The sequence below is a fragment of the Serratia sp. BNK-4 genome, from assembly GCF_048685115.1.
In the GTDB taxonomy this organism is placed as follows: domain Bacteria; phylum Pseudomonadota; class Gammaproteobacteria; order Enterobacterales; family Enterobacteriaceae; genus Serratia; species Serratia bockelmannii.
Window position 1 is genome coordinate 2,238,013 of record NZ_JBLQTM010000001.1, and the last position, 15,326, is coordinate 2,253,338.

The following is a 15,326-nucleotide window of genomic DNA, read 5'->3' on the forward strand; positions in this document are numbered from 1 at the left end:
GACATCATTAAATGAATGGAACATCATCACGCATGGTTATCGTGGGCGCCGGGATTGTCGGCGCATCGATCGCCTATCATCTCGCGCGCCAAGGGCAGCACGTTATCGTGGTTGAGCAGGCGCATCCCGCGGCGGGAGCCACAGGCCGCTCGTTTGGCTGGATCAGCGAAGGCGTGCCTGAGGGCGCGCCCGACGCGTTTCTGCGGCGCGAGATCGTGGCTGACTGGATACGCCTGGCGCAGGAGATCCCGGATCTCTGGGTGAATTGGTCCGGCGCGCTCAGCTATGGTCAGGCGCCGGCGACGCAAAACCCCGATAATCGGCTTTTGCCCTCCGCCGAGGTGACCGCGCTGGAACCGGGGCTCAGGCAGCCCGATAGTCAAGCCTATTTTGCGGCGCGTGACGGCGCCGTCGATCCGCAAGAGGTGACACAGCGGTTGCTCGAATGCGTTCGCGCGTGGGGCGGGGAGTTGTTCCTGGGGCGAACCGTCAGCGGATTTTTGCGTGAAGACGGGCAGATAATCGGCATCGTTACCGAGGAAGGCGCGATTACCGCCGATCGGGTGGTGCTCGCCTGTGGCACGGGGATCTCGGCGCTGTTGGACGGCAGCGGATTCTCGCTGCCGATCGAGGCGTCGCCGGCCATTTTGTTACGCTATCACGCGGCGGCGCAGGTGGTGAACACGCTGATTGCGGGCGACGACATCGAAGTGCGTCATGCACAAAATGGCGATCTGCTGGCGGCGGAAGATTATCCTGCGCACGGCGATGAAAATCGCGTGGAGGGCGAAGCGCAATCGGCGATTGAAGGGCGCCTGCCAGGCACGGCGCCCTTGAAACTGCAGGCGTGTTCGGTGGGGATGCGCCCTCGGCCGCGCGACGGTTATCCCATCGTTGGGCCGCTGGGCGCCACCTGCCTCTATGTGGCGGTGATGCATCCGGCCGTGATGTGCGCACCGACGCTTGGCCGGCTGATCGGAGACGAGCTGCTGCATGGCGTCAATTCCGCCATTCCGCACGCTTATCGCCCGGCGCGATTTATTAATGATGGGGTGTGAAGGGGGAGACCATCGCGATCTCCGGCAGACGGCGCCTTGGTCTCGCCGTTCAGGTTTTCCGACTACGGATCAGCACCGTAATACGCTCAACCCTGCAGCGGTTTTTTGCGCCCTCGGCGAGGCTCTTATATATTTAGTAGCATGCCTGAGGCAGGTTAGGCATGAAACGGCGGTCGATCTGGCCGCTGCAAGTACGACAGTTAATCCGTTCGCCAAGAGGCTGCGAGCCGGTGCTTTCGGTAGGGACAGCCGCCAATCGTTTTTACGGCGACCGAAGGCGGAGCAGCTACTCACAGGTCACGAGGACACTTACCATGCATAAGAGAACACTGGCGTCACTGCATTACGAAAACATGCCTTACGATGGGGTACACTTTCACATTTTGAAACGGGAGACGCCTGGCCATACGGCGTTGCTGAAGCTCGATGCGGGCAGCCAACAACCGGCGCGTTTTCATCCGGGCTGGGTGAAACTGATGGTGCTGAGCGGTGAACTGAAGGTTGACGATCAGACGTTGCAACCCCATGAGATGTTAATCATTCCTGCCAAGACCGCCTATACGGTACAGGCCATCACGGAAGTGATTTGTCTGGCGATTTCCGAGCTGGACGGCGCCGAGTTGGCCCGTTGACGAGATAACCATTCTGGATGGAGGAGAGCCTAGGCGCTCTCCCTATCCCTTTAGCATTAAGCCGCCCCCCAGGCTGAGCTACCTGCTGATTGATGCGCATACCTCCTGATTTAAGCCACCGCGCTTTCCCTTTCCATCACTTTCGGCCGCGTCGCCCCCGCAACGAGCCGCCATTGCGCAGCGCATGCGCAACGTCATCGCCTTCGTTTTAAGCAGAACGATGAAATTTTGGTGTAAATAGTGAGTTTCTTCGCATAAGGCCCCTGGTGTGGCTTGCGAGAACGTCACTATATGGAGGATCATGCGGCCTCTCTATCAAATAAAAGACATTCGCGTTATCAAAAGGGACAAACGACCATGGGATTCGACGTCGACAACGCCGAAACGAAACGCATCGACCTCAGCAGCCACGAAAACTCTGCGTTCGAGGTGACGGGGCTGGTGAAACACTACCCGGCGGGCTTTGTCATTCCTTACCACTCGCATAAACGCTGCCATTTGCTCTATTCGCAACAGGGTGTTATGGCGGTCGAGGCGAGCTGCGGACGCTGGATCGTACCGCCTACCACCGCAGTCTGGCTGCGGCCGGGGGTAGAACATCAGTTGGTCATGCAGAGCAACATTTGCGTTTACGGGATTTTTGTTGATGAATTCACCGCCGCGCGGTTGCCGTTGCGCGACGGCGTCTTGCAGGTGTCGCCGCTGCTGCGCGAGCTGATCGCCCAGTTGGCGACGCTGGCGCCCGAGGGCGAGGAGACCAAACGCCACGCGTTGCTCAGAGCATTGTTCCTCGAGGAACTGAGCCTGCAGCCGCAGCTGGCGCTGCATCTCCCTTGGCCGATGGAAGCGAGAATGGCTGACATTTGCCGGCAGTTGGTCATCACGCCGGCCGACGATCGCGGCATTGAGATCTGGGCGGATTCATTGTCGATCAGCGCGAAAACCTTCCAGCGTCACTTCACTCAACAAACCGGCATCACCTTTGGTCAGTGGAAACAGCGTCTACGGCTGTTGTCGTCCATCCCGCTGCTGCTGGCGGGCAACTCGATCATCCACGCCGCCTTCGAAAGCGGTTATGAGAGCCACAGCGCCTATTCGGTGGCGTTCAAAAAACTGTTTGGCGTTTCGCCTTCGCGCTTTACGCTATAGCCTTATGGCAGTGATCCGCTTGGAGATTGTTGTTGCTTGCACTCAGGTGAGCATCGACTGCCGAGCGAAGATACCCGCCATCGCGCCGTGGTGACTGAGGGAGTATCAGAGAGGCTGTCCGCGCGGGCATTAACCATATTGATAGCAGGGCTGCGGCGAGACCGGCAAAGCTGCCGCCGATGATGATGACGTCATTATTCATGGTGAGATGTTCCGTTTTGTTGATTAAGTGGAGTGCCCGGGGGCGCTGTATCATCCGGCGAAAAGTCTGCCAGAGTGCAAGTGTATTTAGGGCAAACAGGAAGAAGCCTTGAACCGAATTTGAATTGTGACCATATTACCAATTGGTCACTCGTTGTCAGCCGGGCTTCATTGAGCTAGGATGGGAAAATGACTAAACAGATGAATGAAACCCCTTCCAGGGGACCTTCCGACCACAGTGTCCGCGATCAGGTCGTTGACGCGGCCACTGAGCATTTCGGTCACTATGGCTACGAAAAAACAACGGTTTCCGACCTCGCCAAAGCAATTGGTTTTTCAAAAGCTTATATCTATAAATTTTTCGATTCCAAGCAGGCGATTGGAGAAGTGATCTGCGCTAATCGGCTGGCGATCATAAGGGATATTGTCCACGCAGCGATTGCGGATGCGCCGACAGCTGCAGAGAAAATAAGGCGGTTATTCAAGGCATTGTCAGAATCTGGCTGCGATTTATTTTTTCATGACCGTAAGTTGCACGATATTGCGGCTGTTGCTGTGCGTGATAAATGGCCCTCAGCACAAGCTCATGAGCAGCACCTGCGGCAGCTAATCGAGCAGATCATTGTTGAAGGGCGCCAGGCAGGTGAGTTCGAAAGAAAAACGCCACTGGATGAGGCGGCGGATGCGATTTTTATGGTCATGCGTCCCTATATCAGCCCGGTTCAGCTGCAATATAATTTGGACACCGTCCAAGCAGCGGCGGTGTTGCTGCCATCACTGATCTTGAGAAGTTTGTCACCCTGACTTTGTGACCATTGACAATAATGGTCACAAGTATAAGTATGGGTTCCTGTCCTGTTAATTAATTAAGGGAACCCATGCTCGGACTTAAACCTGTCACCTTTGCTGTCTGTCTGTTGCCGTTTGCCCTTGTGGCCTGCGGTGAGGCTTCCGATAACCGCGATCCACGCAGTCTGCCACCTCTGGTCAGGTCTGCCGCAGCGATCAATGCAACCGACTTTTCCCGTGCTTTTACGGGGGTGGTGGTTGCACGAATTCAGAGCGACCTTGGTTTCAGGGTTCAAGGCAAAATCCTGGAACGTCTCGTCGATACCGGCCAGGCCGTGAAACGTGGCCAGCCGTTAATGCGTCTGGATCCGGTTGATCTGAGCCTACAGGCTCAGGCTCAACAGCAGGCAGTCGCCGCAGCAAAAGCGCGAGCCCGACAGACAGCGGATGATGAATCGCGTTATCGCGGTCTGGTCACTACAGGTGCTGTGTCGGCATCCGCTTACGATCAGGTTAAGGCTGCCGCAGAGACGGCCAGGGCTGACCTCAGTGCCGCCCAGGCGCAGGCGAATGTGGCGCAAAACGCCATGGGCTATGCAGTCCTGGTCGCTGACGCCGACGGAGTGGTGATGGACACGCTGGCCGAGCCAGGTCAGGTGGTCAGTGCCGGACAGCCAGTTATCAGGCTGGCGAGGGCTGGACAACGCGAAGCGGTCGTCCAACTGCCTGAGACGCTGCGCCCGGTAATTGGAAGCGTGGCACAGGCCTCTCTGTACGGCAGCGATACACCCTCTGTTTCCGCGAAGCTACGGTTACTCTCTGATGCAGCCGATCCGCTGACGCGCACGTTTGAAGCAAGGTACGTGCTCGACGGTCCATTGTCTGGTGCCCCTCTGGGGGCCACTGTCACCATCCATATTGCGCAGAGCAGAGCATCGCAGCCGTTGCTGCAGGTGCCTTTAGCGGCTGTTTTTGACGCGGGTAAAGGTCCGGGGGTCTGGAGCATTTCAGGAAATCCCGCCAGAGTGACCTGGCGGTCCGTACAGGTCGTGAGCCTCGGGGATGATGCAGCAAGCGTAACCGGCAGCCTTAAGCCTGGCGAACAGGTCGTAGCGCTGGGCGCTCATCTACTGCATGATGGTGAGACAGTCCGGCTGGCGAAGCAGAGCGATATCCGTGTCGCCGGGAGTCGTCCATGAGTCGCGGACGTTTCAATCTTTCCGCGCTCGCCGTACGCGAGCGTTCCGTTACGCTGTTTCTTATCCTGTTGATCACCGTTGCCGGTATTCTCTCGTTCCTTGGGCTGGGGCGCGCAGAAGACCCGCCTTTTACGGTCAAGCAGATGACCATCATTTCCGCCTGGCCTGGAGCAACGGCTAAGGAAATGCAGGATCAGGTGGCCGAACCGCTGGAGAAGCGTCTCCAGGAGCTCAAGTGGTATGACCGCACAGAGACCTACACGCGTCCCGGTCTGGCTTTTACCATGCTCTCATTGTTGGACAGCACTCCCCCCTCAGAGGTCCAGGAAGCGTTCTATCAGGCACGCAAAAAACTCAGCGACGAGGCTAAAAACTTGCCGGCAGGGGTGTCTGGGCCGATGGTTAACGATGAGTTTTCGGATGTCACGTTTGCGCTCTTTGCGCTGAAGGCAAAAGGCGAGTCACAGCGGCTACTGGTGCGCGATGCCGAGTCATTACGCCAGCGCTTATTACATGTTCCCGGGGTAAAAAAAGTCAATATTATCGGTGAGCAGGCCGAGCGGATATTTGTCTCATTTTCCCATGACCGTCTGGCAACCCTGGGGGTCTCTGCCCAGGATATCTTTGCAGCCCTGAACAACCAGAACGTGCTGACACCTGCGGGCTCGATAGATACCCGTGGGCCGCAGGTTTTTATCCGTCTGGATGGGGCTTTTGACACACTGGAAAAAATTCGTGAAACGCCGGTTGTGGTGCAAGGGAGGACGCTGAAGCTTTCCGATGTGGCGACGGTCGAGCGTGGCTACGAAGATCCGGCGACCTTTATGGTGCGTAATCAGGGCGAACCTGCACTTCTGCTGGGTATCGTGATGCGTGAGGGCTGGAATGGTCTAGAGCTGGGTAAAGCGCTGGATAAGGAAGCCGCCAGCATCAATGCGGACATGCCACTCGGCATGACATTCGTGAAAGTCACCGATCAGTCAGTTAACATCAGTTCCGCCGTAGATGAGTTCATGATCAAATTTTTCGTCGCGTTGCTGGTCGTGATGGTGGTCTGCTTTCTCAGTATGGGTTGGCGTGTGGGTGTGGTGGTCGCTGCTGCTGTGCCCCTGACGCTGGCTGTCGTCTTTGTGGTCATGGAGGCGTCAGGTAAAAACTTCGACCGTATTACCCTGGGCTCGCTCATCCTGGCCCTGGGGTTGTTGGTGGATGACGCCATCATTGCCATTGAAATGATGGTGGTGAAAATGGAGGAGGGGTACGACCGAATCAAAGCCTCGGCCTATGCATGGAGCCACACTGCTGCGCCGATGCTGGCAGGCACCCTGGTGACGGCCGTTGGCTTTATGCCCAACGGTTTTGCACAATCCACGGCGGGTGAATATACCAGCAATATGTTCTGGATTGTGGGAATTGCATTGATTGCCTCCTGGGTGGTGGCAGTGGTGTTCACCCCTTACCTTGGGGTGAAAATGCTGCCGGATATCAAAACGGTTCAAGGGGGGCACACAGCTATCTACAACACCCGCCGCTACAACCGTTTTCGTCAGTTGCTGGCGCAGGTCATCGCGCGAAAATGGCTGGTCGCGGCTTCTGTCGTCGCGGTATTCACCGTTGCTGTTCTCGGCATGGCGCTGGTGAAAAAACAGTTTTTCCCGACGTCTGACCGGCCAGAGGTCCTTGTGGACGTCCAGATGCCGTATGGCTCGTCCATTGAACGAACCAGCGCCGCCGTGACGAAAATTGAGGACTGGCTGAAGCACCAGAAAGAAGCAAAAATCGTGACGGCTTATATCGGGCAAGGGGCACCTCGTTTTTATCTCGCCATGGCACCCGAGCTACCTGATCCCTCTTTTGCGAAAATTGTTATCCTGACGGACAGTGAGGGAGCCCGTGAGGCGCTTAAGTTCCGTCTTCGCCAGGCTGCGGCTGATGGACTGGCTCCTGAGGCGCGAGTTCGCGTGACCCAACTGGTGTTTGGCCCTTACTCACCCTATCCGGTTGCCTTCCGTGTGACAGGGCCTGATCCGACGGTATTACGAGACATCGCGGACAAGGTGAAAATGCTGATGCAGGCCAGCCCGCTGATGAGAACGGTCAACACGGATTGGGGCTCACGCGTGCCAACACTGCATTTCACCCTGAATCAGGACCGCCTGCAGGCCGTGGGGCTGACGTCAAATGCCGTGGCCCAGCAGCTTCAATTCTTGCTTTCGGGTGTTCCTATCACCGCGGTGCGCGAAGATATCCGTTCGGTGCAGGTCGTGGGACGCGCTGCCGGCGATATCAGACTTGATCCGGCGAAAATAGAGGGTTTCACCCTGGTCGGTTCTGCAGGGCAGCGTATTCCGTTATCGCAGGTTGGCGAGGTCGAAGTGCGCATGGAAGACCCGGTCCTGCGACGTCGTGACCGTATGCTAACCATTACCGTGCGAGGCGATATTGCCGAATCCCTTCAGGCACCTGATGTTTCCACTGCGATTTTTAAACAACTGCAGCCCATCATCACAACGCTTCCGAATGGATACCGGGTTGAACAGGCAGGCTCTATTGAGGAGTCAGGGAAAGCTACCCAAGCGATGGTGCCGTTATTCCCTATCATGATAGCCATGACATTGCTGATCATTATCCTTCAGGTGCGTTCGATGTCGGCGATGGTGATGGTCTTTATGACCGCACCTCTGGGGCTGGTCGGTGTGGTGCCAACCTTGCTGCTCTTCAACCAGCCCTTTGGTATCAATGCGCTGGTTGGTTTGATTGCCCTGTCAGGGATCTTGATGCGTAACACGCTGATCCTCATTGGGCAGATCCATCACAACGAGCAGGAAGGGCTTGAACCCTATCATGCGGTCATTGAGGCAACGGTACAGCGCTCCAGGCCTGTACTGCTGACGGCGATGGCGGCCATTCTGGCCTTTATCCCGTTAACCCACTCGGTATTCTGGGGAACCCTGGCCTATACCCTGATAGGCGGGACACTGGGTGGAACCATTATTACGCTGGTGTTCCTGCCTGCTATGTATGCTATCTGGTTCCGGATAAAGAGCCCAACGGCAACCTTGCCAACCGAAAGCCATTCCACGTCTGAAGGATAAAAAAATGTCTGAATATAAAGCTGTTCTGATTGCCGGCGTTTCATCAGGCATTGGCAGGGCTGCCGCCTTGGCTTTTAAAGCCAGAGGTTGGTACCGTCAGGGATATCGATGGCGCTTCGCCGTTGAATGGCGTTGCGCTGACAGAAATGGATGTTCGTCATTTAAGCATCATGCCTAAGCTGGAATAAATTAAAGCCGATAGATATGCCAGTTGCGCAATACGGCGCAACTGGCATGATTTGGATAGTAACGTAAGATATTTTTCGTTTTCCAAGCGGACCTCGCGCATAGCGCGCTTCTCCTATAGATTGAAGCAACCTAATGACGTATAAAGCAAAGCAGTCAACCTCCGAGGCCGCCTCCCGTGATAAAAATTGTCGTGTATCTGATTATCGCCGTGACGATCGCCATTATTGCGGCAAGAGTCATCTTTCGTTTGCCGGATATTTCGCAGCGTCTGCCGCAGGCGGCATTGCCGGCTGATCCTACCGCGCTATTGCCGGCGCGGGCCGCCGAACAGATGGCGGCACATTCCGGCCTGAGCGGCGTGGTGCCGCTGGTCAGCGGCCACGATGCGTTCGCCAGCCGCCTGGCGCTGGCGCGGATGGCGGAAAGGTCTATCGACGCTCAGTACTACATCTGGCATAACGACACCTCCGGGCAGATCCTGCTGAAAACCCTGTATGACGCGGCCCAACGTGGGGTGCGCGTGCGGCTGCTGCTGGACGATAACGGCGTCGCCATGGATGAGACGCTGGCGGCGCTGAACGCCCAGGAAAACGTCGAGATCCGTCTGTTCAATCCGTCCACCGTACGTACGCCGAAGCTGGCCGGTTACGCCTTCGACTTTATGCGCATGAACCGGCGCATGCATAACAAGTCCTACATCGTCGACGGTGCCGTGGCGATCATCGGCGGCCGCAACATCGGCGACGAGTATTTTCAGGTCGGTGACGAAAACTATTTCCTCGATCTCGACGTGTTGAGCGTCGGCAACGTGGTGGCGGAGACCGCCGAGGTCTTCGATCGCTACTGGAACAGCGCCTCGGTGTTCGGCGTTGAGCAGATTATTCGGGGAAAAGGCGATCTTTCCGCCTTCCTGACGCAGGCCGCCGCCACCGAAACCAGCGAGCGCGCCCGTAAACTGGCGGTGCAGCTGGAAACCAGCGCGGTGCGCTTTCGCGATGGCGCCATACAGCCGGAATTCACCCAGGTAGAGCTGGTGGCCGACGATCCGGCGAAAGGGTTGGGCAAGGCTTCGCGCGATCGTTTGATGGTGACGCAACTGGGTAAGATCATCGGCGGCGTCAGCCAGCAATTGGATCTGGTCTCCGCCTATTTCGTGCCGGGGCGAGAAGGGGCGACTTTCTTTGAATCGCTTGCCAAACAGGGGAAATCCATTCGCGTGCTGACCAACGCGATGAACACCACCGACGTGCTGGTGGTGCATGCGGGCTACGCCAAATACCGACGTGAGCTGCTGCAGGCGGGCGTCGAACTGTTCGAGCTGAAGCTGCGCGCCGGTCAACCGACCGGGCGCAAGGAGCTCAAGCCGCTGGGGCTGTCCGGCGCTGCGCTGCATGCCAAAACCTTCGCCATCGACGATAAGCGGGTGTTTATCGGCTCGTTCAATTTCGATCCGCGCTCGGCGCACCTGAACTGCGAAATGGGATTCTTGATCGACAGCCCGGCGCTGGCGGCCGACACCCGCCAACTGTTTGATGGCCCGCTCGAGTACGCCGCCTATCGGCCGGCATTGACGCCCGAAGGCAAAATGGTGTGGAAAGAAGCCTTCGAAGACGGCCATACCGAGGTGCACCAGCAAGAACCCGGCGCCGGCTGGGTAAAACGCATCGTTCTTACCGTGGCCGGCTGGCTGCCTATTGAGTGGATGTTGTAACGCCGGCGAATGCCGCCGCCACCCGGTGAGATAGCCGTTGCAAGGGAACCTCGCCCGCAATGATCGCGATGAGGCACGCATCCTCAAACAGGGCGAGGGAGGGCACGGATTTAATACCGAATGCAGGGGCGAGCGTCGGCGCCTGCGCGACGTCAATGCTGCCGAAGGCGATCTCGTTGGCGTGACGGTGCAGCTGTTCAACGATCCCCTGCATATTCTGGCAGGGGCGACACCAGGAGGCGGAAAAGTAGAGGATGGCCCGCTGCCCCTTGGGTTTATCCGCATCATAGAGGAAATGGGCCACCTCATGGGGCTCTGCCAGGTTCGTTATCGTCATGGCAGGCTCCCGACGATCTCTATCCCCATCCAAAACATCGTGACGATTTGTGTGAAAAAGAAAGCGAAACGCCATGTGGCGACGTTTTCCGTCTGCTCGAAACCGATGTGAACCAGACTCTGCGCCATGCGCGCGCCGAGCAGCACCAGAGACAAGACATTCAGCGTCGTGCTTTCCACCTGAAATACGGCTATCGCCACGACGAGGGCCGTATAAACCGGCAAATTTTCAATGCAGTTGCGATGCGCCGCAATGGCGCGCTGGTAGCTATCGCTGCCCTGTGGTTTGTTCGCTTGCCATTCGCTCACCGTGGCACGGCCGGTTAAAATTCTGGACCAGCGATAAACGCCGACGGTGCCGAATAGAATCAATAAGGTCCAGCCGGCAAACGCCAGCAGTACCAGGGTTGGCATATTCATAATGCATTCTCACTTGTGTTGGGGAAGGCCTGCGGCCTCAGGGAGAGCCACTTGGCATGAATATAAGGTTATATTAGATTTATATAAATTAGCAATATCTAATTTAAAGAATGCTAATATAATGCTGTGCCAGCGTCTGAAAGCCGCTATAATGCGGCTGAATGATGACGGGGCCGTGATTGACCATGAATGCAAAAGCTAACCAAGATCCCTTTCTGATCGAAGGGGCGATTGAAGCCGCCAGGCTGTTGAAAGCGATAGGCAACGAACACCGCTTGCTGGTGCTTTGCCTGCTATTGAAACACGATGAGATTGCCGTGGGGGAGCTACAACAATTGGTGCCGCTAAGCCAATCGGCGCTGTCGCAGCACCTGGCGAAAATGCGCAATGAAGGTCTGGTGACGTACCGACGCGAAGCGCAAACCTTGTTTTACCGCATCGATAACCCAAACGTGGCGAAAGTGATCGCCACGCTCAGAGAGATTTACGCGCCGAAGTGAACCGCCGGCCGAGAGTCGCTTATCGGTTGGCTTCTGCATCACCAGAGAGTTTAAAAGTAAACAACGCCGTTTCATGAACACGGCCCGGTGTCCAGCAGCTGCGTGCGATGGCGCTTTTGGTGTCGCGATAGAACTCTGGGGTGCCCGTCAGCACGATATTTCTGGCTTTACCCTTATCATCAACATCAAACGTTGCGCTCACTTCGCCTTCGCGTTTTTCTGCCTTCGCAGAGGCGGAATAGTGCGGCCGCTCATAAAAAACTTGTCCGTCGCATCCCAAGTTAGGCGGTTGCTTTGCCGTTGGAACATCGCTGCCTGCACGCCAGGCATAAACGCAATCATTCACCGCACTGGCTTTTTCACAGCCATCAGGCTGCATTGGCACGCAGCCGGCAAATGCCAGGCTCAGCGGGAGGAGGGTGAGTCGTGACATGGCATTTCCTGCATGACTTATCAATCAGATAACGTATATTTTCGCTGAGCGTAGAGTATTTGGAAAGAGAAATGATGCAGCGTCTGTCGATATAAATCGACCGTGTTTTTCGGCAGCGTGACAAAGCAGATTTTATTGGATGTTATTTTATTGAATTATATTTTTTATATTATTTACCGATAAAGATTACTGGCGTGTTTAATTATTTCCCAAGGCGGTAAAATCGGAAAAAATGACCGATTGGATTATTCTTTTCTGTAGCCACTTCGGCAGAAACCAAAGGATCTTCCGCCATGCGCATGATGAAAGCCGCTGCCTTTATCGAAAAGGGGCGAATAGAACTCATTGAAAAACCTATTCCTTCCCCTGGTCCCAACGATGCCTTGCTCAAAATAACCACGACGACAATCTGCGGCACGGATATTCATATCCTCAAGGGAGAGTATGCGGTGCCGCGTAGGTTGACCATTGGCCATGAGCCGGTCGGCATTATTGAAAAGTTGGGAAGCAATGTTAAAGGCTTTCAAGAGGGGCAGCGGGCATTGGCTGGGGCTATTTGCCCCTCTTTTACCTCCTATTCATGTCAGGACGGCTTTCCCGCGCAGGACGGTTCCTATTTACCCGAATGCCGCTGCCATGGCTATAAAGCCACGGCGGGTTGGCGCTTCGGCAACGTTATCGACGGCACTCAGGCTGAATATGTCTTGGTGCCTGATGCGGAAGCTAATCTGGCGCTCATCCCCGACGGTCTGACGGATGAACAGGTGCTGATGTGCCCGGATGTGATGTCTACCGGTTTCAAAGGGGCAGAAAATGCCAACATTAACATTGGCGATACGGTAGCCATTTTCGCCCAGGGCCCGATCGGCTTATGTGCCACCGCGGGGGCTCGCCTGCGGGGCGCCAGCCTGATTATTGCCATCAGCAGCTCTCCCGAAAAGCTGATGATGGCGGGAAAAATGGGGGCAAACGTCTTGTTGAATTACAAGGAAACCGATGTGATTGATGAAATATTCAAGATTACGGCAGGGCGCGGCGTGGATGCCAGCATCGAGTGTTTGGGGACGCAGGCCACCTTTAATCAGGCGCTGCGAGTCTTAAAACCCGGTGGCACATTGTCCAGCCTTGGCGTCTATAGCGACGATATTCAATTGCCTGTCGAGGCGTTTGCCTATGGGCTTGGCGATCATACGATTCGGTCGGCTCTGTGCCCCGGCGGCAAGGAACGGATGCGCAGAATGATGAACGTGATCCAGCATGGCGGTTTGGATCTCACGCCGTTCGTGACGCATCGTTTTCAACTGGAGAATATTGCCGAGGCTTACCACCTGTTCTCCGAAAAGCGCGATGGCGTGATTAAGTTGGCGATAACCCCGTAACGTGATGAACTCTGCGCAGCGGCCGTGGCCGCCGCGCAGGGTGTTATTGGCTGATCGTCTGCTGTAGCGCCTGAACGGAAGAGACGATGCCGGCATCGACCGACATGGTCAAATCTTCCATTTCCAACGACACCCAGTCGTTGTAACCCATCATGCGCACCACCGAGAAGAATTCCTTCCACCACTGCAGATCCCGGCCGCAGCCGACGGCGACATAGTTCCAGGCGCGGCCGGCCACCTCATCGATCGGTTTGGTTTCCAGCAGTCCGTTAACTTCGACGACACCGCGTTCCAGGCGAACGTCTTTGCCGTGTACATGGTGAATGGCGGGGCCAAGGGCGCGAGCGACCGCGATGGGATCCGCGCCCATCCAGATTAAATGGCTGGGATCGAGGTTCAGGCCCACCATCGGACCAACGGCCTCGCGCAGCCGGAACAGCGTTTCCGGGTTCCACACCAGCATGGCGCTGAAGTTTTCCAGCGCAAAGCGCTCAACGCCGCACGCTTTGGCTCGGGCGACCAGCGCCTGCCAATAGGGGATCGCCACCTCATTCCATTGATAATCCAGACAGTTTTTCACCGTCGGCGGCCAACTGACGGTATAGGTGATCCAGTTGGGGATGGTGTCATGCGGGCTGGCCGGCGGCAGGCCGCTCATCATGACGATCTTCTTCACCCCCAACAGGCCAGCCAGTTCCAGCGTATTGTCGGTTTGGCGCAGATGGCGCTGCCCCAGCTCGCCCGGATCGAGCGGATTGCCGGAGACATTGAGCGCGGCGATCTCCATGCCGCGGCTGGCCAGCGCCTGTTGCAGCTGCCGGCGTTTGGCGGGATTGGCCAGCAGATCGTCGGCATCCAGATGGGGCGCCGGGGACCAACCGCCGGTGGTCATTTCCACGCCGCGCACCCCCAGCTCCAGCAGCCGATCCAGCATCGGCTCGAAGGGTAAATGGCCCAGGCTGTCGGTACAGAACGAAAGTTTCATGGTGCTTTCCTTATTGGTAATTGACCCAGGTGGCGCCGTTGTCGGCGGAGCGAACGCAGTTTTCAATCCAGCGTACGCCTTCCAATCCGGCATCGATATCCGGATAGATCAGCGCGGCCAGCGTCTGCCGATCGCCGCGCTGGCTGGCGCTGATCGCGATGGCGAACTTGAGGTAGATATTGGCCCAGGATTCGGCCAGCCCTTCGGTATGCAGCGCGCCGAGCCGCTCTTCGGCCAGCGCGCTGTCGTCCAGATAGGGCATGCCGTGGTGCAGCGTTTGGCTGGGCCGCCCCTGGATCTCATAGCGTAATTCGCCGGGCGTGGAATCGCTCCATTGCAGGCTGGCGCGTGAGCCCACCACGCGGATGCTTTGGCTGTCCATCGCGCCGGCGTTGATGGCAGAAGCCCACATGCGGCCGACGGCGCCGTTTTCGTAGTGCATGAGCACCATGGCGTTGTCTTCCAGCGGGGCGCGGGAAGGAATAAAGCTCTGGCGATCGCACAGCAGGGAGGCAATCTTCATATCGGGCATCACCAGCTGCGAGATGTAGAAGGTGTGGGTGGAGATGTCGCCCAGCACAAAAGAGGGGCCGGCGATTTTCGGATCGACGCGCCACTTTTGTGCCTCGAACGTGTCCGCGCTTTCGTTGGCATTGAAGCCGTGGGTGTACTGCAATTCGACCATGCGTATTTCGCCGATGTCGCCGTTCGCGATCATGGCGCGCATCTGCATCAGCAGCGGATGGCCGGAGAAGCCGTAGGTTACGCCGACGATAAGGCCTTTCTCCGCCGCCAGCGCCTTGATTTTTCTCGCCTCCGCCGTGGTGAAGAACAGCGGCTTTTCGCAGATGACATGCAGGCCGGCATTCAGCGCGGCGCGCGTGATTTCATAGTGGGTGCCGTTGGGAGTGGCGATGGTTACCACCTCAACGCCATCTTCGCGGTTAGCTTCTTGCTCCAGCAGCTGTTGATAGTTGTCATAGCAGCGTTCGGCGGGCACGCCGAGATTGACGCCAAACTCACGTCCGCGCGCCGCGTCGATATCAAAGGCACCGGCAACCAGCCGATAGGCGGTGTTGTCGCGCAGTGCGCCGGAACGGTGTTTGTAGCCCACCTGGCTGAGGCGGCCGCCGCCGATCATCGCCCAACGCAGCGGGCGAGGGATGCTTCTTTCACCATTTAACATGCTGACTCCTGATACTGTGGTTTTGCACTCGGGTGCAAAGTGGGTTGAAAAAGAGAGTGGCAAC

At 56.9% G+C, this 15,326-nt stretch carries 15 protein-coding genes; 10 read left to right on the forward strand and 5 right to left on the reverse strand.

Features of this window, described 5'->3' with window-relative positions:
- Window positions 1–11: 11 nt before the first annotated feature.
- The 8 genes from ACMGGW_RS10860 to ACMGGW_RS10895 all read left to right on the forward strand — a co-directional run bounded on the left by ACMGGW_RS10860 (window position 12) and on the right by ACMGGW_RS10895 (window position 10,023).
- Window positions 12–1,058 carry an NAD(P)/FAD-dependent oxidoreductase gene (locus ACMGGW_RS10860; RefSeq protein ID WP_060447172.1) on the forward strand — a complete coding sequence of 349 codons (1,047 nt, stop codon included), beginning with the start codon at window positions 12–14 and terminating at the stop codon, window positions 1,056–1,058.
- A 314-nt stretch (window positions 1,059–1,372) separates the two neighbouring features.
- Entirely contained in the window at window positions 1,373–1,690 is a 318-nt protein-coding gene (locus tag ACMGGW_RS10865; protein ID WP_025302841.1) for a cupin domain-containing protein, read from the forward strand.
- A 357-nt stretch (window positions 1,691–2,047) separates the two neighbouring features.
- On the forward strand, window positions 2,048–2,839 hold the full coding sequence (locus tag ACMGGW_RS10870; protein WP_025302842.1) for an AraC family transcriptional regulator: 792 nt from the start codon (window positions 2,048–2,050) through the stop codon (window positions 2,837–2,839).
- A gap of 390 nt (window positions 2,840–3,229) precedes the next feature.
- Window positions 3,230–3,844, forward strand: coding sequence for a TetR/AcrR family transcriptional regulator (locus tag ACMGGW_RS10875; RefSeq protein WP_089180905.1), 615 nt, complete (start codon window positions 3,230–3,232; stop codon window positions 3,842–3,844).
- Between the two features lie 74 nt (window positions 3,845–3,918).
- A complete protein-coding gene (locus ACMGGW_RS10880; RefSeq protein WP_060447169.1) occupies window positions 3,919–5,028 on the forward strand; it encodes an efflux RND transporter periplasmic adaptor subunit in 1,110 nt (369 codons plus the stop codon).
- Complete coding sequence (locus ACMGGW_RS10885; protein ID WP_089180906.1) at window positions 5,025–8,123, forward strand: efflux RND transporter permease subunit; 3,099 nt, start codon at window positions 5,025–5,027, stop codon at window positions 8,121–8,123. Before ACMGGW_RS10880 ends, ACMGGW_RS10885 begins: the two co-directional genes overlap by 4 nt.
- Before the next feature lie 4 nt (window positions 8,124–8,127).
- The gene (locus ACMGGW_RS10890) at window positions 8,128–8,301 is read left to right on the forward strand and encodes a hypothetical protein (protein WP_154649133.1); all 174 of its coding nucleotides are present in this window, start codon (window positions 8,128–8,130) and stop codon (window positions 8,299–8,301) included.
- Window positions 8,302–8,487: 186 nt separating this feature from the next.
- The gene (locus tag ACMGGW_RS10895; protein WP_025302846.1) at window positions 8,488–10,023 is read left to right on the forward strand and encodes a phospholipase D family protein; all 1,536 of its coding nucleotides are present in this window, start codon (window positions 8,488–8,490) and stop codon (window positions 10,021–10,023) included.
- On the opposite strand, the gene ACMGGW_RS10900 is transcribed toward ACMGGW_RS10895, so the two are convergent.
- A complete protein-coding gene (locus ACMGGW_RS10900; protein ID WP_025302847.1) occupies window positions 10,004–10,360 on the reverse strand; it encodes a thioredoxin family protein in 357 nt (118 codons plus the stop codon). The two genes, ACMGGW_RS10895 and ACMGGW_RS10900, sit on opposite strands and share 20 nt — an antisense overlap.
- The gene (locus ACMGGW_RS10905) at window positions 10,357–10,779 is read right to left on the reverse strand and encodes an MAPEG family protein (protein ID WP_025302848.1); all 423 of its coding nucleotides are present in this window, start codon (window positions 10,777–10,779) and stop codon (window positions 10,357–10,359) included. The genes ACMGGW_RS10900 and ACMGGW_RS10905 overlap by 4 nt, the downstream gene beginning before the upstream one ends.
- 185 nt (window positions 10,780–10,964) lie before the next feature.
- Between ACMGGW_RS10905 and ACMGGW_RS10910 the strand changes: the two genes are divergently transcribed.
- Window positions 10,965–11,279 carry an ArsR/SmtB family transcription factor gene (locus ACMGGW_RS10910; RefSeq protein ID WP_025302849.1) on the forward strand — a complete coding sequence of 105 codons (315 nt, stop codon included), beginning with the start codon at window positions 10,965–10,967 and terminating at the stop codon, window positions 11,277–11,279.
- Between the two features lie 19 nt (window positions 11,280–11,298).
- Here ACMGGW_RS10910 and ACMGGW_RS10915 read toward each other — a convergent pair whose 3' ends face one another.
- Window positions 11,299–11,712 (reverse strand): energy transducer TonB, encoded by a 414-nt coding sequence (locus ACMGGW_RS10915; protein WP_197831987.1) that lies wholly within the window; start codon window positions 11,710–11,712, stop codon window positions 11,299–11,301.
- Between the two features lie 293 nt (window positions 11,713–12,005).
- Here ACMGGW_RS10915 and ACMGGW_RS10920 point away from each other — a divergent pair, with 293 nt between their 5' ends.
- Entirely contained in the window at window positions 12,006–13,091 is a 1,086-nt protein-coding gene (locus ACMGGW_RS10920; RefSeq protein ID WP_025302850.1) for an NAD(P)-dependent alcohol dehydrogenase, read from the forward strand.
- 43 nt (window positions 13,092–13,134) lie between these two features.
- On the opposite strand, the gene ACMGGW_RS10925 is transcribed toward ACMGGW_RS10920, so the two are convergent.
- Both ACMGGW_RS10925 and ACMGGW_RS10930 read right to left on the reverse strand, forming a co-directional pair.
- Window positions 13,135–14,076 (reverse strand): sugar phosphate isomerase/epimerase family protein, encoded by a 942-nt coding sequence (locus ACMGGW_RS10925; RefSeq protein ID WP_025302851.1) that lies wholly within the window; start codon window positions 14,074–14,076, stop codon window positions 13,135–13,137.
- 10 nt (window positions 14,077–14,086) lie between these two features.
- Window positions 14,087–15,262 (reverse strand): Gfo/Idh/MocA family protein, encoded by a 1,176-nt coding sequence (locus ACMGGW_RS10930; RefSeq protein ID WP_197831988.1) that lies wholly within the window; start codon window positions 15,260–15,262, stop codon window positions 14,087–14,089.
- Window positions 15,263–15,326 lie beyond the last annotated feature (64 nt).